We start from the raw sequence: 21163 nt of genomic DNA, 5'->3' as shown, positions 1-21163 counted from the left end.
TGAGGACACGTGGGAACCGACCTGTTCGTCCGAGAGTACGGGCGGGACGCAGCAGATGCGCCCGCCATTCTCATCCTGCACGGCGCCGTGGAGTCCGGCGCCTGTTACGGTGACGCCGTCGACCGCTGGGGAGGCGACTACCACATCGTGGCGCCTGACGCCCGGGGCCACGGGAAGTCACCCGGCCGCCTGCCCGAACACGAGGGTGTTCCGTCGACCGACGTGATGGTGCAGGACGCGATCGACATCCTCAAGGACATGCTCGACGAGACCGGGCGCAGGACGCTCGTCGTCGGGCACTCCATGGGTGCGCGGATCGCCGCATTCGTCGCCGCCGACGCCCCGCACCTCGTGGCCGGCGTCGTGCTTGAGGACCCGCCGTGGTGGGTGCCCGAGGCAGGTCCCAACCCGTGGCTCAGCGTTGAGCAGACCATCAAGGACCCCTTCGACTACGCCGACACGGCGTCGGTCGAGGAACTCGTGGAGATACAGCGCGAGCTCTATCCCCACTGGGCGGAGCAGGAGCTGCGTCCGCTCGCCGAGGCGATGAAGGCCGTCGACACCGACTACATGGAGCAGCGGCTCCACGAGAAGCGCCGGATCTGGACGCCGACCGCGCGGCAGATCACGGTCGGCCCGGCGGGCGTGCCCGCGCTGCTCGTCACCGGTACCGGCGACGTCATCGTCGACAAGCACTCCCGTGAGCGTCTCACGGCCGTCGCGCCCGGCTTCGACGTCGTCGTGATCGAGGGAGCCCACCACTGTGTGCGCCGCGACAAGCCGGACGAGTACCACCGGCACGTCGACGCCTTCCTCCGCGAGAACGCGCCACCGGCCGGAGCCGTCACTCGACACTGAAGGTGTCGGACCGCGCGAGCGGGCCGTAGATCTCCGCGTCCGGCGAGGCGACGGCGGCTCGCATCGCCTCAAGCCCCGCGCGTACGACAGGATGACCCTGGTTGTCGCGTCGCGTCGTCATGATCACCTTGCGCAGCGGCGCGACGCCGCGCGTCGGCAGGATCGCCACCCAGTCGGCGTCGCGGGCGGAGAGCGCGGACTCCGGCGCCAGGCAGATTCCCGCCTCGGCGGCGACCAGCGCCAGCGCGGCGCGGTAGTCGTCCGAGACATGGGTGATCGACGGGTGGAAGCCGAGTTCGGCGCACGCCTGCAACACCATCGTGCGGCACGGGTTACCGGGTGAGGGCATGATCCAGTTCTCCTCGGCGAGCTGGGTGAGCCCGACGCCCTCCTCCCCGGCCAGCGGGTGCGTGTGGGGGAGAACGACCTTGAACCGCTCGATGTAGAGCGGGAACTTCACGATGTCGGGGGAGTCGCGCTCGGGGCTGGACTCGTACTCCATGGTCACGGTCACGTCGATGTCGCCGCGCATCAGCATCCGGTGGCTCATGTGGGCCTCCGCGTCGACGACCGTGACGTCGACGCCCGGTGCCTGACGGCGCAGTTCGACGATGGCGGGCGCAACCAACCAGCTGATCGCCGTGGGGAAGGCGCCGATCCTGAGCTGCCCCAGGACACCGCCCGCGTGCGCGGCCAGGTCGGCCTCGGCGATCTTCAACCGGGAGCTGATCTCCTCGGCGTGCTCGGCGAGGATGCGCCCGGCCGGGGTGAGCGCCAGCTTGCGCCCCGCGCGTACGACGAGCACGTGACCGACCTCGCGTTCGAGCGCCGCGAGCTGCTGCGACACCGCGGACGGCGTCAGGTGCAGCGCCGCCGCGGTCGCGGTGACCGAGTCGGACAGCACGAAGGCGCGGAGGATGAGGAGACGGCGGGGATCGATCGTGGGCACGCGGGCTCCGTCGCGAGTCGGCCGGGCGTCCGTCGCGGTGGGAGCGTCCGCGAGGCGGGACCGGGGAACCCCGATGCTAGCGGGCGCCTCAGGACGTGAAACGTCCCGGCCTGGGCTTTTCGCCGCCCACAAGGGCCCGGTCCTTGATCACTAACCCTGCCGGGGCGCTCCTCTCGCGTCGGCGTGGGTGACCACGACGGGCACGGTCGGGAGGCGCCGCCGGGACCGATCGACGCACCGGGCTCCGTTACCGGCGGTGGCCCTTCTTCTTACGACCGGCCGGTACGGCCCGGCGGCCGGAGCCGTTCTGCGCGGGTTTCTGCGCCTGCCGCTGTGCCGGTTTCTTCGCCGAGGAGGCCGGGGCTTCGGGGGTACGGCCTCGCGAACTGTTCACCGTACGGCCGCGGACGATGCCGATGAAGTCCTCCACCAAGTCGGTGGTCGCGTCCGTGGGCCAGCTCAGCGCGACCTGGGACTGCGGCGCGTCCGACACCGGCCGGTAGGTGAGGTCCTTGCGGTGGTGGAGGCGCGCCAGCGACAGCGGTACGGGGAGAATCCCGGTGCCGCTCGCCACCAGCTCGACCGCCTCCGCCGTCGTGGCAGGGCGGGTGAACGCGGGCTGCCCGGGTCGGACCGCCCACTCGATGGTGTCGTCAAGAGGGTGGAACACCTCGTCGTCGGCGAGATCGGCGACGGTCACCTCGTCGGCGGCGGTCACCACGTGCCCCTTGGGCACCATGACCACCGTGTCCTCCACATAGAGAGGAATCACGCTGAGCCCGTCCCGGTCGATCGGCAGCCGGACGAACCCGGCGTCGGCGCCGCCGTTCCGCAGGAGTTCCACCACCTCGGCGGCGGGAACCGCGACCAGGGTGAGCGGCACCCCGGGCATTCTCTCGTTCCAGATGTTGACCCATTTCGCGGGTGTCACCCCGGGCACGTACGCCAGTCGGAACACCCTGCCGGTCTCTCCATCGGTCACTTCCCCAGGGTATCGATGTCAGGAGAACCCGTTCCGGCTGGCTACTCTTGACGCCATGACCTCGCCCAAACCGAAGACCACCCAGACGATGAAGCCTTCGACGGCGGCCAAGAAGCTGGGTGTCCCCCTCTCGGCCACTCCCGCCGAGTTCCAGGCGAGTGTCGTCTCCAGGGACGAGCTGAACGAGCTGCAGTCGACGCCTCCCGCCTGGCTCGTCGACCTGCGCCGCAACGGCCCGCACACCAAGCAGGTCATCGCCGCGAAGCTCAAGGTCTCCGTCGCCGGTCTGCTCAGGAACGGGATCACCGAACCGCTCACCACCGCCGAGATCGACGCGCTGAAGGCGGAGAACCCGGAGTGGCTGGAGCGCGAGCAGGCCCTCCAGGTCAAGGTTCGCAAAGAGGCGCTCCGCCTCAAGCAACAGGGCTAGACAGCTGAGATCCGGGGACGGTCAGGTGTCGTATGAACCGTCCCAGGGTTCGTAGAAGCCGAGGGTGTCCGGGTAGAGCTCGGCGTGTTCCGTGCCTTCGAAGGTCTCGATGACAAGGCCGAACAGCACGTCGTCGACCTCGTGCCGGAAGGGCCGGATGGCGATGTCGCCGTAACGGTGGCCGGGGAGGGCGTCGAGCCACCGCGTCAGCAGGTTCTTGGCGGTTTCGACGGCTGTCCGGTGGTTCTCGTCGGTGCCGGTGCGTTCGACGCGGGAGCCGAGGTGGTGACCGGCGGCGTCGAAGGTGTGCAGGACGGCGTGCCAGCGCTTGTGGGCGGGCCAGTCGTCGGTGACGGTGTAGCCGTTCGGGAAGGCGGCGACGACGGAGCCGAGGAACTGCCCGCCGTCCCAGTGGCCGATCGTGTCGGTGTGATAGCCGGGTTCGTGGGCGATGGGGATGACCTCGGGGACCGTCATGCGCCGAAGAGTAGCCACCGGGTACGACAACACGGCGCCCGCCCGACCCGGCCACGGCGCGGGGATCTCCGGGACGCCGCGGTGACGAGCGAACGGATCGCCGCGCCCCGCCTGGCCGTTCGTGTCCTGCGAGCGGGTGAGAACCGACCCCTGGCCGAGACACCGGCCGGGCCGTCGAGCACGGTCGCCCGGCGGCCCGGCCGTACGGTCCCGGAGGTCTCAGCCCAGGCCGTGCGCGCGCTTGTACTCCAGGGTGTAGGCCAGCTTTCCTGGCTTGGCGTCGGAGTACGGCTTGCTCAGCTTGTCGAACTCGCCCTTGTTGGCGGCCTTGCCGTTGTTCCACTGGGCCAGCGCGCCCAGTTGGGCGGCGGTGAGGCCGTTGTCGACGACGGTGCCCTTGGGCAGCGCGGTGATCGCCTCGGTCAGCGCCTTGACGGTGGCCAGATAGCTGCCGTGGTCGTTCTGGTTCCAGCCGGCCAGGTCGATCGGCTTGGCGTCGCGGACCCAGCTGCCCCAGTAGAACTCCTGGAACGGCAGCCCGTTCTGCTCGTAGCCGATGTCACGGCCGAAGTAGAGCAGGCTGCGGTACTTGTCGTCGGTGAAGTTGGCCAGGCCCACGCCGGTCGGCAGCTTGTTCACGGTGACCGGCTTGCCGTTGGGGCCGCGCAGCCACACCCACTTCCGCGCCTGCATCTCGTTCCAGAACCTCTGCCGGGTGAAGGTGCTCAGGTTGGCCTGCACCCGCAGCCGTACGTGCAGGTCGGCGCCGCCGTCAGGGGTCTCGAAGAAGGAGGTGAGCGTGTGGTGCCCGTCGGTGAGGAACGGCTCGCCATGGGGGCCGATGACGACGGTCTTCATGGCGGCGACGCTGTCCGGCGTCTCCGCGCCGACCGGGATCTGACACGTGAACGAGGACGGGTCGTCCAGGCGCGCGCCGGGCGAAACGGACGCCGCCTCCTCCCGGCCGTCGGCCTCGCACCAGTCGTCGAACTTCTTGTTGATCGCGTCCTTGCCGAGGGTGTAGCGGCCGAGCTTGTAGTACACCTCGTCGTAACCGAGCGACGGCTGGGTCGGGTGCACGTCGCCGATGCGGACGTCGAGCAGGTCACCGGGCTTGGCGCACAGGTACTTCGCGAACGGCGTGTCGCGGTTGTCGTGCTCGCAGAAGGACGGCCGGGTGCCCGGCGCACCGGGTGCGGCCAGAGCGGATGGCGCCAGGGCGGCGCCGGAGCCGACGGTGACGGCGACGGCTGCCCCAAGTGCCGAGGCCAGGCGGTACGGAGAACTGAAGCGCATAACACGTGCTCCTCGTCGGCATTGCGTCTATCGACGGTGAGAGTGCCGGTAACCAACCAACGTACGAGTGCATGTTCATGACATCCAGGGGAACCGGCGGCGAACTTCGTGTTCTTCTTCGGGGAACGAAGGAGGTGCGGACTTTCACCGGCCGACGTCGACGGCTCCCGGACGGCCGGATCTCAGAAGGCGCTCACCGGGTGGTCCGGCTTGAGAGGTCGCCCGGTCCCGGGGTCCAGGATGATCACCTGCCCGCCCCAGGGCGCCCGGTCGTCACCCGGCCTGTCGTCCAGGCGCACGTGTGAGGGATCGACCCAGGTCACCGTGGGCAGGCCGTCGGAGTGTTCGGAGCTGAAGCGCTCGACCAGGGGCCACTCACGCGTCAGCAGGCCGTCGTTCCTGCGAACCACGAGCGCCCAGTCGGGGATGATCCAGTCGTCGTACAGGACACGCACCTCCAGCCCGCTGCCGGTCGGGCCGGGGATCCGGGCGTACACCTGCCAGCTGTTCACGTAGGTGACCAGCCCCACCGTCGCCCAGATCATCCCGAGCGCGACGGCGGGGCCGCGGGGCCCTCCGCCGAAAACGAGCGCTCCGGCGAGGACGACCAGGCTCACGGCCAGGGTTCCCAGCAGGACCGGCCGGTCGAGAACCGTGTAGTGCCCGAGGGCGCCGACCAGGGCGCCCACCACCGCGAGGACCGCCAGAACGAAGAAAGCACCGGCGACCCGTGTGCGTAGACTCATGGCGGCACGCTATGGACCGGGACTTGTGATCCACTGGGAACCGAGCCCGAGCGCGACCCGGACGGCGGTGTGGACGACCGGGTGACGAATCCCGTTGTGGCGCCCGCTCCCACGGTGACTGTCGGGGATGTCTGATTGGGTCGCCTCAGTAACGAGTGCCGAGCAGGCGGGGACGGGAATGCGGCGATCAGAGCGTCTTTGGCATCTTGTCCGGTCCTACCGCATGGGCGAATGGTTCATGGCGGCCTGGGTCGAAGGGCTGGAGGTGTGGGAGGCGGCACGACGCCTGGGGGTTTCGGTCGCCGACGTGGATGACGCGGTTGAGTGCGTCTGGGCGGACGCCGTACGCGGGAGGCCCGCCGACGGTGACGCGGGGGTTGTCTGGGCCGGTCGGCTGACGGCGGACTGGACGCAGATCATCCAGGTGCGGGGGTTCGACTGCGATCGGGCGCTACGGGAGCTTTCGTACGGCGGGCGGGCGCTGCGGATGAGCTGGGACATCAACGGGCCACGTGATCTTGAGTATGCGGTCAACGGTGACCACGTGACGGGCTTCGGCGTCACCGTTCCCGGAGAGCGGTGGGGACGCGATCCGCAGGCGCTCGACTCCTACGCGCGGGGACTGCAGTTCGACCTGAACGACACCGGCTGGACGAGCGATCCGGAGCTGCCGGCGGGGTGGCTGGAGTACTGCGCGTGGGAGGAGGCCCGCCTGGAGAGCGGGCAGGAGGACTACGAGGACGACATTCCCGACGGGTGGCAGGACTTCATCTCGCTCGCTCTCAACGGGTACAGCCCGCCCATGGCCACCTGCCTCACATCAGCTCTGGCGCTCGTCGGCAGGGTGACGGGCCGGGAGATCGACCGGGAGTGGATGGACGGGGCCCACACCCGCTACGTGATCCGCGAGCGGTGAGACCGCCGAGAGGAACGATCCGGCTCGGTGGAGGCAGCCGCGGCCGGCCGGCGGTACCGGGTCACCGGGTGCGGCTGTTGGGGGCGGTGGGCGTCACCGCACGACGATCGGGCGCACGGCGGGGACGCCGAACCTCCGGATGTCCGAAGCCGAGATCCGAGCTCCGCCGGCCTTCACCACCGCGGCACGCGCCGACAGCCGACACCCAGCCCCTGAATGATCATTTCAAGTCGTGTTCCTGAGCCGTTCAGTCCGGCGCCTCCCTGGACTTCTAGCCTGCGCGAGCACGTTGAATACTCTGATCAGGAGCGTCATGCACGTCCTCCCCCGGCTTCGCGCCGGTGCCGTCATGCTCGCGGCGGCCACCGCCGTCTTCGGCACGATGGTCATCTCACCTTCACCCGCCGCCGCGGCCAGATCCCCCGAGCAGATCGCTCGCGACTGCCTCAACGTCACCTATCGGCAGGCGGGTGACCTCGTGTACGAGGTGCCCGAGTGCAGGCTCACCTACAAGAGTTCCCAGCAGGTGCTCGGTGAGGCGGAGATCCCCGACGCGATCGGCGACTCCAACAAGCCTCGCCCGGTCGCCCGTTCGTGCGGGGCCGCGGGCGGCAGCGTCGGGGTCGCGGGAATGAAGAGCTCGTCGACCTCCTTCTCCTTCGGGCTCGACATCGGCGGGAAGAAGAAGTTCGGCGACTGGGAGGCGTCCGTCGGGCCGAAGCTCGGCTGGTCGTGGAGCTGGAGCACCAGCGACACCTACACCAACACCGCGAACGTGCCCGGCTGGGGCGTCGCGTGGATCACCGTACGCCGGCCGCTCATCAAGGCCGTCGTGGACATCGCCGCCGACTACGACGACGGCAACGGCATGCAGTACGGCAAGAACCTCACCGTGTACGTGCCCGACAAGAGCCGTTCCTACGACTGGGCGCTGAACTCGCGGCCGATGAGCGACTGGGAGATCTCCAAGTACTGCGGCAGCGGCGGGGGCGGGGACAACGGCTACACCGAGTCGACCTCGTTTGAGTCGTCCTATGGGGACTTCCGTCTGTGGCTGCCGAGCCAGTACCGGCTGTTCAACGCGCACAGCGGCAAGTGCATGGTGGTCAAGGACGACAGCAGGACGGCGGGGGCGAGGATCGTGCAGCGCGACTGCCCGACCGGGACGTCCTCGGCGTTGCGCTGGACCCGGGTCAAGCAGGCCGACGGGTCGTTCCTGCAGAAGAACGACGCCTCCGGCAAGTGCGCGGACGTCACCGGCGATGAGATGGCCGACTGGCTCAGCCTCGACCAGCAGAACTGCACGCCGTCGGCGCCGCAGCAGAACTGGGCGGTGATGCGGGTGACGGTGAAGATTCCGCCGCACTACGACGCGCAGCCTGCGTTCTATCTCTACAACCGCAAGAGCGGTAAGTGCATGGCGCTCGACCACAACAACCTGCTGAGCAACGACGCGCCGCTGCAACAGTACGACTGCGGCAGCCTGCCCAAGCCGAAGCCCACCGGGGCGTACGACCTGTGGTCGGTGAACACGACCGCCTACAAGAACGTGCTGAGCGGCAAGTGCCTCGACCGCGGTTCGACGATTTCCGGCGGCGGCATGGTCGTGCAGCGCTCGTGCAACGGCAAGTCGTCGCAGAAGTGGACCGCCGCCCCGCGCAACGGCGGATGGTTCAACATCAAGAACGCCAACGGCTACTGCCTGACCGCGCCGTACAACAACGGCACCCCGCCCGGGGAGAACACGCAGCTCATGTGGTGGGGCTGCGAGACCCGCTGGGACTCGGCCAACCAGTACTGGTCGGTCAACCCGATGCCGGGCGGGCGCTACACCTTCTCCAACCAGTGGACGAAGCTCTGCCTGGCCCCGCATTCCAGCGATGTGACCAAGGACGGTGGCCGGGTGGCCCTGCGCCGCTGCGTCTCCTGACCCGATGACCGGCTGGTGCGCCTGCCCGCGCTCGATCGTCGACCCCTGAAAGGGGGGAACGGAGAAGGCGAGGGCGCACCAGCAGGGTCCGGCGGAGCCACCCGGCGCGCCCACCGGCATGCCGCCGGAGGCCGAAAGGGGAGGCGGATCACGCCCTCGGCAGATCCCGGGCAGGCAAGACCACCGAGCTGTTGGCGTGGTCGTGACGCTCTGGAGGCGGGTTCCAAGGCGCGTAAAGAGGGGTGAGGTCGACGAATATTCGGTAGTCGGAGATGAGGCCGTTGTCGTGGGTGCGCCAGATCGACACGGCGACGACGCCGGTCTCCCTGCCGTCGAGGCGTTGGTAGGTCACCTCGGTCTCGGCGATGATGTCGGCGTCGACCTGCCAGCTTCTGACGATCCGGTGCCGCAGGCCGCCGATGGTGGAGAAGAACGCCCGCAGCCCGGCGACGATGGCCGTACGGCCCACCAGCGGTTCGGCGTTGCCGAACACGAACCTGGCGTCCTCGGTCAGCAGCCGCACGAACTCCTCGGGGTCGAAGGAGTCCACCGCCTGGAAAACGCGTCGCACCACGTCGTCGGTCATACCCTCCCTTTCCCACACGGCTGTGATCACTGGTGAGGACGATACGGGGCGAGGAAGGACGCACAACTATCCACAGGGTGGGGATCATGTCGCCGATGGACGCGCCGGAACGGGCGCCCCGGCTCACCGGAACGGGCGCCCCGTCTCGCCCGAACGGGTGCCCCGCCCACTGGAACGGGCGCCCTGACTAACCCGAACGGACACCCCTCCCCGCCCGAACGGGTGTCCCCGCTCTGTCGGAGCAGGGACGTGCCGGGTGTCCCGGCTTGGCCGTACCGGGCGCGCACGTGGTTCGGCCGTACCGGTGCGCGCCGGCCGGAAGCGAGGGTCCGGCCGGTGCGTCCTGGCAGGTCAGGTCAGGTGCCGGGCGAGGAACCTCAGGGCGCTGTCCACCTCGAACGACGGCACGTCCCCGTGCGCGCCGGGGTTGACGTGCAGTGTCTTCTGGGGGGAGGCCAGGGCGTCGAACAGGGCCAGGCCCTGGTCACGCGGCACCAGCCGGTCGTCCCACTGCATCAGGAACCGCACCGGTACGGTGACCCGCGCGGCCTCTTCGGCCAGGCCGTACACGCCGAGCAGGCCCAGCACCGCGGCGCGGATCCTGGGCTCCGCGGCGACGAGGGGGATGCCGAGCCCGCAGCCCATCGACACGCCGCAGTAGCCCACCGGGCCGACGCCGACCCGGTCGAGACGCTGGACCTCGGTGAGGACCGCCCGCCAGTCCGCGACGGACCGACCGGCCAGGTGGCCGTGCATGCCGGCGACCGCGACGCCCGGGTTCTCGCCGGAGGCCATACCGGCCCGCATCTCGGCCACGACGCGGCCGAACTCCTCGTCCTTGGGGCGGTCGCCGTGGTTGGGCGCGTCGATCGCGACGACCGCGAAGCCCTCGGCGGCGTAGCGGCGAGCCTGGGACACGATGGCGGGAGCCGTTTTGTGCTGCCCGCCGCCGTGGCCCAGCAGGATCAGCGGCCGCGTGCCGGGGGTGTCATCCGGCGTCCACAGCACGCCGGGGATCTCGTCGAGGGTGAAGAACTGCTCGGTGACGCCGTCCGACGACGTCTGGGAGGTAAAGCGCATCAGCGTTTCGGACCTTTCGGGATGCCTTGTGCGGGCGCTCCCTAGGCCATGCGAAGGAGGGAGCCCCGGCCTGTCACAGCGTTGATCGGACTCACCTCCTCGAATTCGCAATAATGCACGGCGCCGCCGAAGGTATCACAGTGGTTCAGATGAGAAGGCCGGAGTGGGACGGCCGGAGCGCTTCGGCGGAGACGGCGCGTCCCGCCCGGACGGCGAGCAGGGCCGCGGCCAGGGCTGACAGCGCCAGCACCACGAGGAAGGCGACCGGCACCGTGAGGTCCGTGAGGTCCGTGAAGCCGAGGCCGCGAGCCGTGGCGGTCCGCGGCGCCAGGACCTGCCACACGCTCAGCACGCCCAGCCCGGCGCCCAGCACGGTGCCCTGGACGCCGACGAACGACACCTCGACGAGGAGGGCGTTCCTGAGCGCGCCGGGCCTGAACCCGATGGTCCGCAGCATCGCGAACTGCCCACGTCGTTCGCGGACGCCGCGGACCAGCACGACGGCCAGCCCGGCCATGCCGACCAGCAGCCCCAGACCGATGGAACCCCGCAGGGTCTGAACGAACGCCCCCGTCTTCGCCGACTCGGCGGCGACGTCCGCGGCGAAGGAGTGGGCGTCGGCCCCGGCGGTCACGTAGTCGGTGTTCAGCGCCTCGACGAGGGCGTCCGCCGTCGTTCCGGGCGCGGCCGCGACGTACTGACGGCGCAGGGGCGGCACCTCGGTCAGGAGCGATCCGGCCTGTTTCTCCGAGACGTACAGCCCGGCCCCGACGAGCCGGTTCCAGTCGCTGAGGCCGACGACCTTCAGCTCGGCCGGACGGTTCGACCGGTCGACGAGCCGCACGCTGTCGCCGACTTCGAGGCCGACGTACTTCGGAACGATGACCGCGGAGGCGTCGGCGGCGACGTGGGCCCAGACCTCGGCGTCGGAGCCGAACTCCTGCGAACGCTCCGTCAGCCTCGGGGGGCGGTTGCCCGCGAGTTCGGGCGTGACGAGGGTGACGGTCCTGCGCAGCGGCCGGGGCGTGCCGGAGTCCCAGGCGTGCCGGTGGCCCTGCGCGGCCTCGTACCTGTCCAGGGCGGCTGAGGTGATCATGGCGTAGCCGTCGGTCAGCCTGATCGCCGACGCGACGTCGCTCCGAGCTCTCAGCTGCTTCGTCGTCACCGGGGACAGACGGCTGCTGAACAGGACGACGTCGTAGCCCCCGCCCGCGCGGGCGACGTCGTTCGGCTCCTCCTGCCTGAGGACCGTGTTGAGGATCGCGGTGAAGGTCAGCGCGAAGGCGACGAGCGCGTACAAGGAGGTGAGCAACGCGGTCCTGACCGGTCGCGCCAGTACGGTCGTCAGACCGAGACGGGGCGCGACGAACCTCCGGGTGACCGCCAGGATCGGGGCGACCAGCCATCCGTCGAACACCGCGACGACGACCGACGACAACCCCACCAGGACGACGCCCCGCACGATGAGCAGCTTGAGGTCGACCTCCTCGAAGGTGCCGGTCAGGATGCCGAAGACGGTGCTCGCCCAGACGAGGGCCAGCCCGCAGCAGAGGGTCACGGCGACCTTGCGGCCCATCCTGTCGATCAGCAGCGGGAGGAAGCCGAGCACGAACACGATCGGCGCGGCGAACGCCGTGAACTGACGGTCCGACGTCAGCAGCCAGCCTGCCGCCGCCACGCAGGACAGCGACAGGCCGAGGACGATCCAGCGCCTTGACCCGCCGGAACCGTGTGGCGCGGCGTCCTGCATCGCGGCCATGATGTCGGCTCTGGTGGTCCTCAGGGTCGCGGCCAGCACGGTGAGCTGCGAGACGGCCAGCCCGATGAGCGCCCCTGACAGCAGGGCGGCGGGCTGGACGTCCAGGTGGAGCCGGAGGTTCTCGTCCACCCCGAACGAGCCGTGGCTCACGCGGACGACCAGGGCCGCGACGCCCACCCCGGCCCCGAGTCCCAGGAGGGTGGCGGGCAGGCCGAGGACCAGCCCCTTCACGGCGAAGATCCTGCGGATGTGTCCCCTCCGCAGGCCGATGGCGCGCAGGGTCCCCAGCTCGGCCCTCCGCTCCGTCACGAACATGACGAAGAGGCTGATGACGAGGAGCACGGCCGCGGCGAAGGGAAAGCCACCGGCCATGCCGAACCGGTTCTTCGCCTCGTCGCCGATCCGGTTCGCCCGGTCCAGGGCAGGCGACTTCACGGAGACGACGGGGGTCCGGTCGCCGAGCGCCGCGACGATCCAGAGTTCCGCCTCGACGGTCCTGTCCGCCCCGCCGTACGTGCCGCCGACGTTCGAGACGGCGATCATGTCCCGGACGACGCCGGGCCGGTGGGGCAGCGCGTCGCTCAGTGTGCCCTTCGTGACGATGATCGGTGCGTATCCGGCGATTCCCCGCTCGCGGAGCACTCTGGCGACGCGCAGTTTGACGGTGGTCGGACCGGCGGTCAGTTCGAGGTCGTCTCCGGGGGTGAGGTCCAGGCTCCGGGCCAGACGTGTGTTGATCGCCACCTCGTCGCGTCCGAGCCTGGCGGGCAGCCGCGTCAGGCCTGAGGCGTCGAGGTCGTCGCCGAACGCGCGTGCCTCGGCGGGCTCCAGCTCCCAGAACCTCGTGCGGGGACGCGTCCTTCCGTGGCCGTCTGTGGCGGTGATCTCTCCTTCGCGCACCGCCATGACCGACTCGATCGGGCTGCGGTCCACCAGGCGCGACGCGTCCAGGGTACGGAGGTCGTCCTTGACGTTCTCGGACGTGACGAGCAGGTCCAGCGGCCCCAGGTGGGTCTCCGCCCGGACGCGGTAGGAGGTCCCGAAGGAGTCACCGACGACGAACGACCCGGTGATGAGGGCCGTCGCGAGCATCGAGCCGAAGACGACCAGGGCCGCCGCTCTCGGACGCCGCAGGACCTCACGCAGCCCGATCCTTCGGATGGCCGGGCGGAACACGAGGTCGAAGACGATCGGCGGGACGAGCAGCGCCAGGACGGCGATGGCGGCGTACGTCACGACTGCCTCCAGTCACCCCAGGTGACCGGGACCGTGGCGACACGGCCGTCGATCAGCTCGATCGTCCGGTTGGCGCACGTGGCGACCGTGTCGTCGTGGGTGACGATGACGATCGTCTGCCCGCCCTCGTTCAGTTCGGCGAACAGTTCGACGACGGCCGCGGCGGTCGAGGAGTCGAGGTTCCCGGTCGGCTCGTCGGCCCAGATCACGGCGGGGCCGCCGACCAGGGCGCGGGCGATGGCCACGCGCTGCCGCTGGCCTCCGGAGAGCTGGCCGGGCCGGTGTCTCGCCCGGTCGGCCAGGCCGACCCTCGCCAGCATGGCGTGGGCGCGTTCGCGTGCCTCGGCCGGTCTGACCGACGCCGCCAGGAGGGGGAGTTCGACGTTCTCCACCGCGTTGAGGACCGGGATCAGGTTGAAGCCCTGGAACACGAACCCCATGCGCCTGGCCCGGTGCTCCGTACGCCTCCGGTCGGAGAGCGCGTGGAGGTCGAGGCCGTCGACGATCACCGTGCCGGAGTCGACGGTGTCGATTCCGGACAGGCAGTTCATCAGCGTCGACTTCCCGGTGCCCGAAGGGCCGACGATGGCCACGAACTCACCGGCCTGGATTTCGAGGCTCACGCCTCTGAGCGCGGGCACCGACATCTCGCCGGACCGATACGTCTTGACGATGCCGTTCGCGCGGATCAGCGTCCGGCCGGTCTCGTCGGGCCGCGGGCCGGTGCCGTTCGCGCCGCCCCTGATCGTCGACCACACCTTGGACGCCGCGGGCCACCTTCGCCGATCACGTCTCGGAACCTGCGCGGAGCCCCTGCCGAGGGAGGCGGCATTCCTCGTCGCCGGTGATTTCGTGCGGTTATCGGTGGCCATTGATTCCTGTTTTCTTTGACTCGTGACTTTTCTGTGAATCCAGACCCCGCCGATGTACGGCGTGGCGTTGTCGGCGGCCCGGGGGGCCATGGCGACAACAAGAGCACAAGCACCGGAGGTGAAGGCCTTTTTCATCGATCCGTCGACGGGTTGGTGAGTGGAGCGTCCGCCGATGGGGGATGACGCGTGACTGATCGCGTCAGGCTGCTTGGCTTACGGGCGAGTATAAGGACGGCCCTGACGTCCGACAAGTGGAATAATGTATGTCACTTGATGTGGTGAATGGAATGTGAGAGGCATGTTCGATGGCTTGTCCACATTCGCAGGAATGAGAGGAAAGATTCCTGGACGGCGACCGTTCTCTTCGGTCTGTTCAGGAAATCGACACAATCGTTCCGGTCATGAATTGTCGTTGAAAGAGTAAAGGGGTCGTCAGTTCTTGGCCTGTGCCCCGTCCGGCTCGTCCGCGGGGGCGGAATCGCCGGTGCCGGTCCGGGGTCCGGCCGCCCTGTGGGCGAGGAACTCCGCCTCGGTGACGGTCAGGAAGCCCTCACCGCCGGGAGCGGGAACGAGATGGTCCCTCGGCCCCCTGCGCAGTACGAAGTAGGCCAGGGCGGACAGGAACACCACGATCGCGACCCAGAAGTTGAGACGCTGGCCGAAGAGGATCAGGGCCTCGTCCGTCCTCAGGGTCTCGATCCAGGCCCGGCCCGCGGTGTAGGCCATCACGTAGAGCGCGAACGCGCGGCCCTTGCCGAACCTGTGTCTACGGTCGAGCCAGTAGACGAACCCGGCCACGCCGAGGTCCCACACCATCTCGTAGAGGAACGCGGGGTGGTAGAGGCCCTCCAGCAGGACCGGCCTGCCCTCGGCGTCGACCGCCGCGCTGCCGATCGGTGGTTCTCCCGGGCCGCCGCCGGACATCCTGTGCACCTCAAGGCCCCACGGCAGGTCGGTCCTGCCGCCGTAGAGCTCGTTGTTGAACCAGTTGCCCAGCCGGGCGATCACCTGGCCGATCGGGAGGCCGACGGTGATGCAGTCGGCGAGGAGCGTGAAACTCAACCGCGTTTTCCTGCAGGCGATCCAGGCGCCGAGCGCGCCTCCGGCGACGGCGCCCCAGATGCCGATGCCGCCCTCCCACACCCTGAGGGTGCCCATGACGCCCTCGCCACCGGCGCCCCAGTATTTCTCCGGGGTGGTGACGACGTGGTAGAGGCGGGCGCCGACGATGCCGAAGGGCACCGCCCACACGGCGATGTCGAGGGCGGCGGTCGCGGGCGCGCCACGGCTGCGCATGCGTCTGTTCGTGATGAGGCTCGCGGCGACGACCCCGGCGACCATGCACAACGTGTAGGCCCGGATCGGAATCTCGAAGAACCCGAGATTCACGTACCAGACCGCTGTCGCCGGGCTGGGAATGCTCGCGAGTATCACGGTGGAGAACACTACAGGCGCGCCACCGGGGCGTACAGGAACGACCAATCTGTCCACAGGACCGGTTTATGGTCGCGCGGAAAACGGAAATCCCTCCGGAAAATCGTCCCCCTTCCGGTGGGGCCGGTATTTCGTGCATGGCGGATCCGGTGGGGAAGGCTTTATGCTGGCCGGGATGAATACCTACTCCTGTGGATTGGGGGTCTCGTTCCGGCAAGGTGAGTGCTGATGCGCCCCTTGACCGTGACCGAGGATTCCCGGCTCTCCCTCTGGCTGCACGTGCGCGAGTTCGCCGTGCCGCCCTCCATGATCGAGACAGCGACCGCCCGCCGTACCGTCGGAGACTGGGCGGGGGCGTGCGCGGCGGCGCACGTCGACATCGATCTGAACCTGCGCTCCACGGCTCGCACCCACGGCCGGGAGCTCATGGCCCGAGTCCGGGACGACCTTCGTCACCTGGCTCCTGACCTGCTGCGCTGGCACATGCCGCGGATCGTCCCCGACGGTCTGCTGCGGCCGGGCCTGACCGTCTCCCTGGCCCGATACCTCCCTGCGTCGTACGGCGGCGGCGCCACGGTGCACCTCGTGGCCCGGACCCCACCCGCCTGGGCGGGCGCCGGGCAGCGGATCAGCCTGGCGCTGTGGGACGGGTCCGGGGCCGGACGGCACCCGCACCCCCGGCCGAACCGGCGTTTCCGCCTCGACCTGCACCGCCACCTGTGGGACGCCCGCAGGGCCGGTGAGCTGCGGGTCCGCGCCGGGGCCGGCGACCCTCCCTCTCAGGATCCGGGGGTGCCGCTGGAGCCCGGCTGCGCCGTGGACCGGTGGGCGGCCGAGGCGTGGACCCTTCTCCAGGAGGAGAAAGGGGACGCGGTCGCCGTACGGCTCGGGAGGCGGCGCCTGCTGGTGCTGGACCTGACGGCGTTCCCTGAGGTACGGATCACGACGGCTCCCACACGGGGCGGCCGGTCGGCGCTGCCCGTGCTGCCGGACGCGGCGACGTGGGTGCCGCCCGACCTGATGCTGCTCCGCGCCGGACTGATCGAGGCCGACCGGCTGCACCCGCTCGTCGCGTCGGCGCTCGCACCGGACCACTTTCCGTCCCGCCCACCGCGAACCGGTGGCCGGGAGGCGTGGCGGCTGGTCGAGTGCCGTGGCGCCCGGCACCGGATCGGGCTCGTCGACGGGGTGCTCGTGCCGCTTGACCACGACCCCGCCGAGATACACCGCGAGAGGTTGCTGTCCGCGCTGACCGGTACCCCGCTGCCCTGCCTGCGGGTGATCGAGGAGGCGCACCGTGCTCCGGAGGGCCTCCCCGGCATCCGCGCGCGGCTGGAGCACGGCGACGTCGCCGGTGCCCTGGCCGCCGTCGAGGACCTCCTCGGCCCCGGCGCCGCACTGCCCGAGGGCGCCCTGCGGGGCGAGCTTGAGGCGGCGGCACGGCGACGGGTCGCGCACGGGCGGTTCCGGACCGGACTGACCGGGCCAGGCAAGGAATCGGTCATCTGGCCTGGTCAGGTGCCTCAGACAGGCGCCAAGGCCGACCACGCGCGTTCGCGCCGCACGACGTCCCGCTGAACGTCCCCACCGAACATCCCCACCGAACGTCAGCGGACATCCCGCTGAACCCTTCTCAGACCCAGAGGTGATCCGATGCTCGAATTCTCATCCCGTACCGCTCACGCCGGCGATCTGGAGGTCGCCGCCGACCTGATCGCCATGCTCGGCGACACGACCACGGAGCCGCGTGCCGACCCGCAACTTGAGGCGCTGACCCTGGCCGTGGCGGCCGACCTGCCGGTGCTGCTGTGGGGGGAGCCGGGGATCGGCAAGACCGCGGCCCTCCAGCAGCTCGCCGACGCCCTCGACCTGCCGCTGACCACGGTCATCGCCAGCGTGCACGAACCGTCCGACTTCTCCGGCCTGCCGGTGGTCGGCGACGACCCCGCGACCCAGGGCGTCCCGATGGCCCCGCCGGACTGGGCCGTACGGCTGGCCGCGGCGGGCAGGGGGCTGCTCTTCCTGGACGAGCTGTCCACGGCACCGCCCGCGGTGCAGGCCGCCCTGCTCCGTCTCGTGCTCGAACGCCGGGTCGGCGCCCTGCGGCTTCCGCCCGGGGTGCGGATCGTGGCGGCGGCCAACCCGCGTTCCTCGGCGGCCGACGGCTGGGAGCTGAGCGCGCCCCTGGCCAACCGGTTCGTCCACCTGTGGTGGGCTCACGACCACGACGTGGTGGTGCGCGGTCTCGGCGGGACCTGGCCGAGGGCGACGCTGCCCCGGCTCGACCCGGAGCTGTTGCCGCAGGCCGTGACGTTCGCCAGGCGCGCGGTGTGCGGGCTCCTCGCCGCCCGTCCCACCCTCGTGCACCGGCTGCCGAGCGAGGAGACCCGCAGGGGCGGGCCGTGGCCCTCGCCCCGCAGCTGGGAGATGGCGCTGCGGCTCACAGCCTTCGCCACCGCGGCGAACACCTCAAGGGAGGTGCTGTCCACGCTGGTCAGGGGCACGGTCGGGGACGGTCCCGGGCTGGAGCTGCTGGCCTGGACGGACAGGATGGACCTGCCCGACCCGGAGACGCTGCTGGCCGACCCGGCGGCGGCCTTCCTGCCGGAACGGGGTGACCTGCGCCAGGCCGTACTCGACGGGGTGGTCGAGGCGGTCAGGAGGCGGCCTGAACGGGCCAGGTGGGAGGCGGCGTGGGCCCTGCTGGTCAGGGCGCTGGAGACCGGGGCCCCTGACCTGGTGGTCGTGCCCGCGTCCACGCTCGCCGCGTTGCGTCACGCCGACTGGGAGGTCCCGGCGTCGATCGAGAGGCTCGCCGGGGTGGTGTCGCTGGGCGGGCAGGCCGACAGGGCGGCGGCACGGATCACCGCCGTCGCGGGGCGGGGCCGATGACGTCCGTCGCGACGGGGAGGCTGGACCTGGAGAAGCTCTTCGCGGCCCGGCTGCTCGCCGTCCGGGCCCGGCCCTACCTGGCGACGGCGCTGTTCGCGCTGCACCCGGTCGAGTCACGGCGGGTGCCGACGATGGCCGTCGACAGGTACTGGCGCTGCTACGTCTCGCCGCCGTTCGTCGCCGCGACCTCCGTGGAGGAGCTGGCGGGCGTGTGGGTGCACGAGGTCTCCCACCTGCTGCGCGACCACCACGGACGCAGCGACCGGGTCGCCGTGGAACGGGGCCTGACCGGGCCGGGGGAGCGGCTGCGGATGAACATCGCCGCGGACTGCGAGATCAACGACGACGTGTACGGGGACGGGCTGGTCAGGCCCGAGGACGCCGTCGATCCGAAGGCCCTCGGGCTGCCCGAGGGCAAGCTGATGGAGGACTACCTGCGCCGGTTCACGCTGGGGCCGTACACGCAGGGGCTGGTCTGGCTGGACTGCGGCAGCGGGGCCGACGGGCTGGAACGGGAGTGGGAGCTCGGGCCGGACGGCGCGTACGGGCTCAGCCCGCAGGAGCGGGACGCGGTGCGTTTCCGGGTGGCGGAGGGCATCGTCGGCCGTCCCGGCGACGCCCCGCAGGGGTGGCGCAGGTGGGCCGAGGAGGCGTTCCACCCGCCGCAGCCGTGGCGCGAACTGCTCGGCGCCGCGGTCCGCTCCGCGCTCTCCGGCCCCGGCGCGGGTGAGGACTACGTGTACGGCAGGCCGTCGCGGCGCTCGACGAGCCTGCCCGGCGTCGTGCTGCCGAGCCTGCGGCGCAGACCGCCCAGGGTGTCCGTGGTCGTCGACACCTCGGGGTCGGTCAGCGACGCCGAACTGGGCGGCGCGCTCGTGGAGATCGCCGCGATCGTCCGGGCCGTGGGCGGCAGGCGTGACCTGGTCGGCGTGCTGTCGTGCGACGCGGCGGTCCAGGCCGTGCACGGGTTGTGCCGCGCGGAGGGGATTCCGCTGGTCGGCGGTGGCGGGACGGATCTGCGTACGGGCTTCGCCGGAGCGCTGCGGACGAGGCCCGCGCCGGACGTCGTCGTGGTCCTGACCGACGGGCAGACCCGCTGGCCGGAGGTACGGCCACCGTGCCGGACGGTGATCGGGCTGTTCTCCAGGAGGGGGCGGCTTCGCTCGTGGGAGGAGGGCGACTCCTTCTACGTGCCGGATCGGCCACCCGAGTGGGCGCGGGTGGTGACCATCGGCTGACCCGGTCGTCGCCGGCCGGGCCTGCGCGGGGCGACCGGCTACCCGCACGGGTAGCCGGCCCAGAGGTCCTCCGGGATCGTACGGCGGGCTACTCGGCGGCGCGCAGGCGCACGGGGAGTTCCTGGTGGCCGTTGCTGATGAGGCTGGGGACCGGCCGCAACGTGTCGGCGGGCGCCGCGAGCGACATGGCGGGGAAACGCGAGAAGAGCTGCCGCAGGGCTTCGGCGACCTCAAGGCGGGCAAGGGGGGCGCCGAGGCAGAAGTGCACGCCGTAGCCGAACGTCAGGTGGTCCTTCGTCGCCCGGGTGACGTCGAAGGTGTCGGCGTCCTGCCCGTGCCAGCCGGGGTGGCGGTTGGCGGCGCCGTACGCGGCGAGGATGGGGTCTCCCGCGGCGATGACCTGCCCGCCGGGCAGTTCGATGTCGGTCACGGCGAAGCGCAGCGGCAGGTATTTGACGGCGGGTTCGGCGCGGAGGGTCTCCTCGACGACGTCCTCCCAGGTGGCCCGGCCCTCGTGGACGAGGTGGAGCTGGTCGGGGGAGGTCAGCATCGCGAAGACGGCCTGGTCGATGACGTTGACGGTCGTCTCGTACCCGGCGCTGATCATCAGGATCATGGTGTCGCGCAGTTCGGCGCCGGTGAGGCCGGTGCCGTCCGACTCCTCGTCGCGTGCCGCGATGAGGAGGGAGGTCATGTCGTCGCCGGGGTTGTCGCGTTTGTCGGCGATCAGCCGTTCGATGGTCTCGAAGAGCAGCGCGGTGTTGGCCTGGGCCTGCTCGGGGGTGAGGGTGCTGTCGAAGATGTTGTCGACGAGTTGCCGGAAGTCGTTGCGCCGTTCCTCGGGGACGCCCATCAGGTGGCCGATCACGGCGATGGGCAACGGGTAGGCCAGCCGCTCGCGCAGGTCGACCACCTGTCCCGGGGGAACCGCGGCGAGGTCGTCGACCAGCCCGGTGACCATGGCCTGGACGGTCGGCCTCAGCTCGGCGATGCGACGCGCGCTGAAGGCGGGGGCGATCATGCGGCGTAACCTGCGGTGGTCGGCGCCGTAGGCGGTGAACATGTTCTGAACCCCGATCCACAGGGCGAGCGGCCAGGTCTCCATCGTCCGTTGGAAGGCCGGGTAGTGAAGGCGGCCGTCCTTGGAGACGTCGGGGCTGGTGAGCAGGGTCCTGAGCAGGGCGGGGTCGGTGACCGCCCAGACGCGCAGGCCGAGGACGTCGACCGGGGTGGCCGGGCCTCGGTCCCGCAGGGCCCGGTACTCGGTGTACCGGTCGGCACCGGTGGGGTCGATGACGAACGGGAGGGGGTGGGACACGTGCCTTCTCCTAACGGTCGCGACGGCGAAGCACACTGAAGATCGATTCTCCGCGCACAGTTGACAGGGCAGCCCGGCCATCTGTGACAGAGGACCGCTCAGTACATCCCCCGACCGGCGGGAAAGGCCACCGTTCCCCTCCAGGACGATCTTCACCGTGGCGA

18 protein-coding genes are annotated in these 21163 nt (G+C 70.5%); 7 read left to right on the top strand and 11 right to left on the bottom strand.

Annotation, left to right across the window (positions count from 1 at the left end; all coding sequences use genetic code 11):
- Nucleotides 1-9 precede the first annotated feature (9 nt).
- Nucleotides 10-858: an alpha/beta fold hydrolase gene (locus ACFOYY_RS21260; protein WP_352012888.1), complete on the top strand. Its 849-nt coding sequence runs from the start codon at nt 10-12 to the stop codon at nt 856-858.
- Here the strand turns inward: ACFOYY_RS21260 and ACFOYY_RS21255 are convergent.
- Together ACFOYY_RS21255 and ACFOYY_RS21250 are read right to left on the bottom strand one after the other, a co-directional pair.
- Entirely contained in the window at nt 845-1807 is a 963-nt protein-coding gene (locus ACFOYY_RS21255) for a LysR family transcriptional regulator (RefSeq protein ID WP_362782421.1), read from the bottom strand. The genes ACFOYY_RS21260 and ACFOYY_RS21255 overlap by 14 nt on opposite strands.
- 247 nt (nt 1808-2054) lie before the next feature.
- Nucleotides 2055-2789 carry a LysR family substrate-binding domain-containing protein gene (locus ACFOYY_RS21250; protein ID WP_386191136.1) on the bottom strand — a complete coding sequence of 245 codons (735 nt, stop codon included), beginning with the start codon at nt 2787-2789 and terminating at the stop codon, nt 2055-2057.
- 55 nt (nt 2790-2844) lie between these two features.
- On the opposite strand from ACFOYY_RS21250, the gene ACFOYY_RS21245 reads away from it, so the two are divergent.
- On the top strand, nt 2845-3219 hold the full coding sequence (locus ACFOYY_RS21245) for a DUF5997 family protein (RefSeq protein WP_352012891.1): 375 nt from the start codon (nt 2845-2847) through the stop codon (nt 3217-3219).
- Nucleotides 3220-3240: 21 nt separating this feature from the next.
- Here the strand turns inward: ACFOYY_RS21245 and ACFOYY_RS21240 are convergent, their stop codons facing one another.
- From ACFOYY_RS21240 to ACFOYY_RS21230, 3 genes are all read right to left on the bottom strand, one after another.
- Nucleotides 3241-3696 carry a hypothetical protein gene (locus ACFOYY_RS21240; RefSeq protein WP_386191132.1) on the bottom strand — a complete coding sequence of 152 codons (456 nt, stop codon included), beginning with the start codon at nt 3694-3696 and terminating at the stop codon, nt 3241-3243.
- Nucleotides 3697-3915: 219 nt separating this feature from the next.
- Nucleotides 3916-4992 carry a ParB/Srx family N-terminal domain-containing protein gene (locus ACFOYY_RS21235; protein WP_352012893.1) on the bottom strand — a complete coding sequence of 359 codons (1077 nt, stop codon included), beginning with the start codon at nt 4990-4992 and terminating at the stop codon, nt 3916-3918.
- A 182-nt stretch (nt 4993-5174) separates the two neighbouring features.
- A complete protein-coding gene (locus ACFOYY_RS21230; protein ID WP_386191128.1) occupies nt 5175-5738 on the bottom strand; it encodes a hypothetical protein in 564 nt (187 codons plus the stop codon).
- Nucleotides 5739-5961: 223 nt separating this feature from the next.
- On the opposite strand from ACFOYY_RS21230, the gene ACFOYY_RS21225 reads away from it, so the two are divergent.
- Nucleotides 5962-6654: a DUF6461 domain-containing protein gene (locus ACFOYY_RS21225; protein WP_386191126.1), complete on the top strand. Its 693-nt coding sequence runs from the start codon at nt 5962-5964 to the stop codon at nt 6652-6654.
- A gap of 313 nt (nt 6655-6967) precedes the next feature.
- Complete coding sequence (locus ACFOYY_RS21220; protein ID WP_386191123.1) at nt 6968-8584, top strand: RICIN domain-containing protein; 1617 nt, start codon at nt 6968-6970, stop codon at nt 8582-8584.
- A 148-nt stretch (nt 8585-8732) separates the two neighbouring features.
- Here the strand turns inward: ACFOYY_RS21220 and ACFOYY_RS21215 are convergent, their stop codons facing one another.
- The 5 genes from ACFOYY_RS21215 to lgt all read right to left on the bottom strand — a co-directional run bounded on the left by ACFOYY_RS21215 (nt 8733) and on the right by lgt (nt 15551).
- The gene (locus ACFOYY_RS21215) at nt 8733-9170 is read right to left on the bottom strand and encodes a nuclear transport factor 2 family protein (RefSeq protein WP_386191120.1); all 438 of its coding nucleotides are present in this window, start codon (nt 9168-9170) and stop codon (nt 8733-8735) included.
- Nucleotides 9171-9521: 351 nt separating this feature from the next.
- The gene (locus ACFOYY_RS21210) at nt 9522-10250 is read right to left on the bottom strand and encodes a dienelactone hydrolase family protein (protein WP_386191117.1); all 729 of its coding nucleotides are present in this window, start codon (nt 10248-10250) and stop codon (nt 9522-9524) included.
- 145 nt (nt 10251-10395) lie between these two features.
- Nucleotides 10396-13245, bottom strand: a complete 2850-nt coding sequence (locus ACFOYY_RS21205) for an ABC transporter permease (protein WP_386191114.1) — start codon at nt 13243-13245, stop codon at nt 10396-10398.
- The gene (locus ACFOYY_RS21200) at nt 13242-14003 is read right to left on the bottom strand and encodes an ABC transporter ATP-binding protein (RefSeq protein WP_386191112.1); all 762 of its coding nucleotides are present in this window, start codon (nt 14001-14003) and stop codon (nt 13242-13244) included. The genes ACFOYY_RS21205 and ACFOYY_RS21200 overlap by 4 nt, the downstream gene beginning before the upstream one ends.
- Nucleotides 14004-14549: 546 nt before the next feature.
- Entirely contained in the window at nt 14550-15551 is a 1002-nt protein-coding gene (gene lgt / locus ACFOYY_RS21195) for a prolipoprotein diacylglyceryl transferase (RefSeq protein WP_386191109.1), read from the bottom strand.
- 228 nt (nt 15552-15779) lie between these two features.
- On the opposite strand from lgt, the gene ACFOYY_RS21190 reads away from it, so the two are divergent.
- The 3 genes from ACFOYY_RS21190 (at nt 15780) to ACFOYY_RS21180 (ending at nt 19681) form a co-directional block, all read left to right on the top strand.
- Nucleotides 15780-17129, top strand: a complete 1350-nt coding sequence (locus ACFOYY_RS21190; protein WP_386191106.1) for a hypothetical protein — start codon at nt 15780-15782, stop codon at nt 17127-17129.
- 75 nt (nt 17130-17204) lie between these two features.
- Nucleotides 17205-18443: an AAA family ATPase gene (locus ACFOYY_RS21185; protein ID WP_386191104.1), complete on the top strand. Its 1239-nt coding sequence runs from the start codon at nt 17205-17207 to the stop codon at nt 18441-18443.
- Nucleotides 18440-19681, top strand: coding sequence for a vWA domain-containing protein (locus tag ACFOYY_RS21180; RefSeq protein ID WP_386191101.1), 1242 nt, complete (start codon nt 18440-18442; stop codon nt 19679-19681). The genes ACFOYY_RS21185 and ACFOYY_RS21180 overlap by 4 nt, the downstream gene beginning before the upstream one ends.
- 88 nt (nt 19682-19769) lie before the next feature.
- Here ACFOYY_RS21180 and ACFOYY_RS21175 read toward each other — a convergent pair whose 3' ends face one another.
- Complete coding sequence (locus tag ACFOYY_RS21175) at nt 19770-20999, bottom strand: cytochrome P450 family protein (RefSeq protein ID WP_386191099.1); 1230 nt, start codon at nt 20997-20999, stop codon at nt 19770-19772.
- Between the last annotated feature and the right edge of the window lie 164 nt (nt 21000-21163).

Source organism: Streptosporangium jomthongense (assembly GCF_042650425.1).
In the GTDB taxonomy this organism is placed as follows: Bacteria; Actinomycetota; Actinomycetes; order Streptosporangiales; family Streptosporangiaceae; genus Streptosporangium.
This window is presented reverse-complemented; position numbering and strand designations above follow the sequence as displayed.

Coding starts and splice junctions, on each gene's coding strand:
- ACFOYY_RS21220 (WP_386191123.1), top strand. CDS start 6,968: ATGCACGTCCTCCCCCGGCTTCGCGCCGGTGCCGTCATGCTCGCGGCG.
- ACFOYY_RS21235 (WP_352012893.1), bottom strand. CDS start 4,992: ATGCGCTTCAGTTCTCCGTACCGCCTGGCCTCGGCACTTGGGGCAGCC.
- ACFOYY_RS21180 (WP_386191101.1), top strand. CDS start 18,440: ATGACGTCCGTCGCGACGGGGAGGCTGGACCTGGAGAAGCTCTTCGCG.
- ACFOYY_RS21190 (WP_386191106.1), top strand. CDS start 15,780: ATGCGCCCCTTGACCGTGACCGAGGATTCCCGGCTCTCCCTCTGGCTG.
- ACFOYY_RS21245 (WP_352012891.1), top strand. CDS start 2,845: ATGACCTCGCCCAAACCGAAGACCACCCAGACGATGAAGCCTTCGACG.
- ACFOYY_RS21230 (WP_386191128.1), bottom strand. CDS start 5,738: ATGAGTCTACGCACACGGGTCGCCGGTGCTTTCTTCGTTCTGGCGGTC.
- ACFOYY_RS21215 (WP_386191120.1), bottom strand. CDS start 9,170: ATGACCGACGACGTGGTGCGACGCGTTTTCCAGGCGGTGGACTCCTTC.
- ACFOYY_RS21210 (WP_386191117.1), bottom strand. CDS start 10,250: ATGCGCTTTACCTCCCAGACGTCGTCGGACGGCGTCACCGAGCAGTTC.
- ACFOYY_RS21240 (WP_386191132.1), bottom strand. CDS start 3,696: ATGACGGTCCCCGAGGTCATCCCCATCGCCCACGAACCCGGCTATCAC.
- ACFOYY_RS21185 (WP_386191104.1), top strand. CDS start 17,205: ATGCTCGAATTCTCATCCCGTACCGCTCACGCCGGCGATCTGGAGGTC.
- ACFOYY_RS21225 (WP_386191126.1), top strand. CDS start 5,962: ATGGGCGAATGGTTCATGGCGGCCTGGGTCGAAGGGCTGGAGGTGTGG.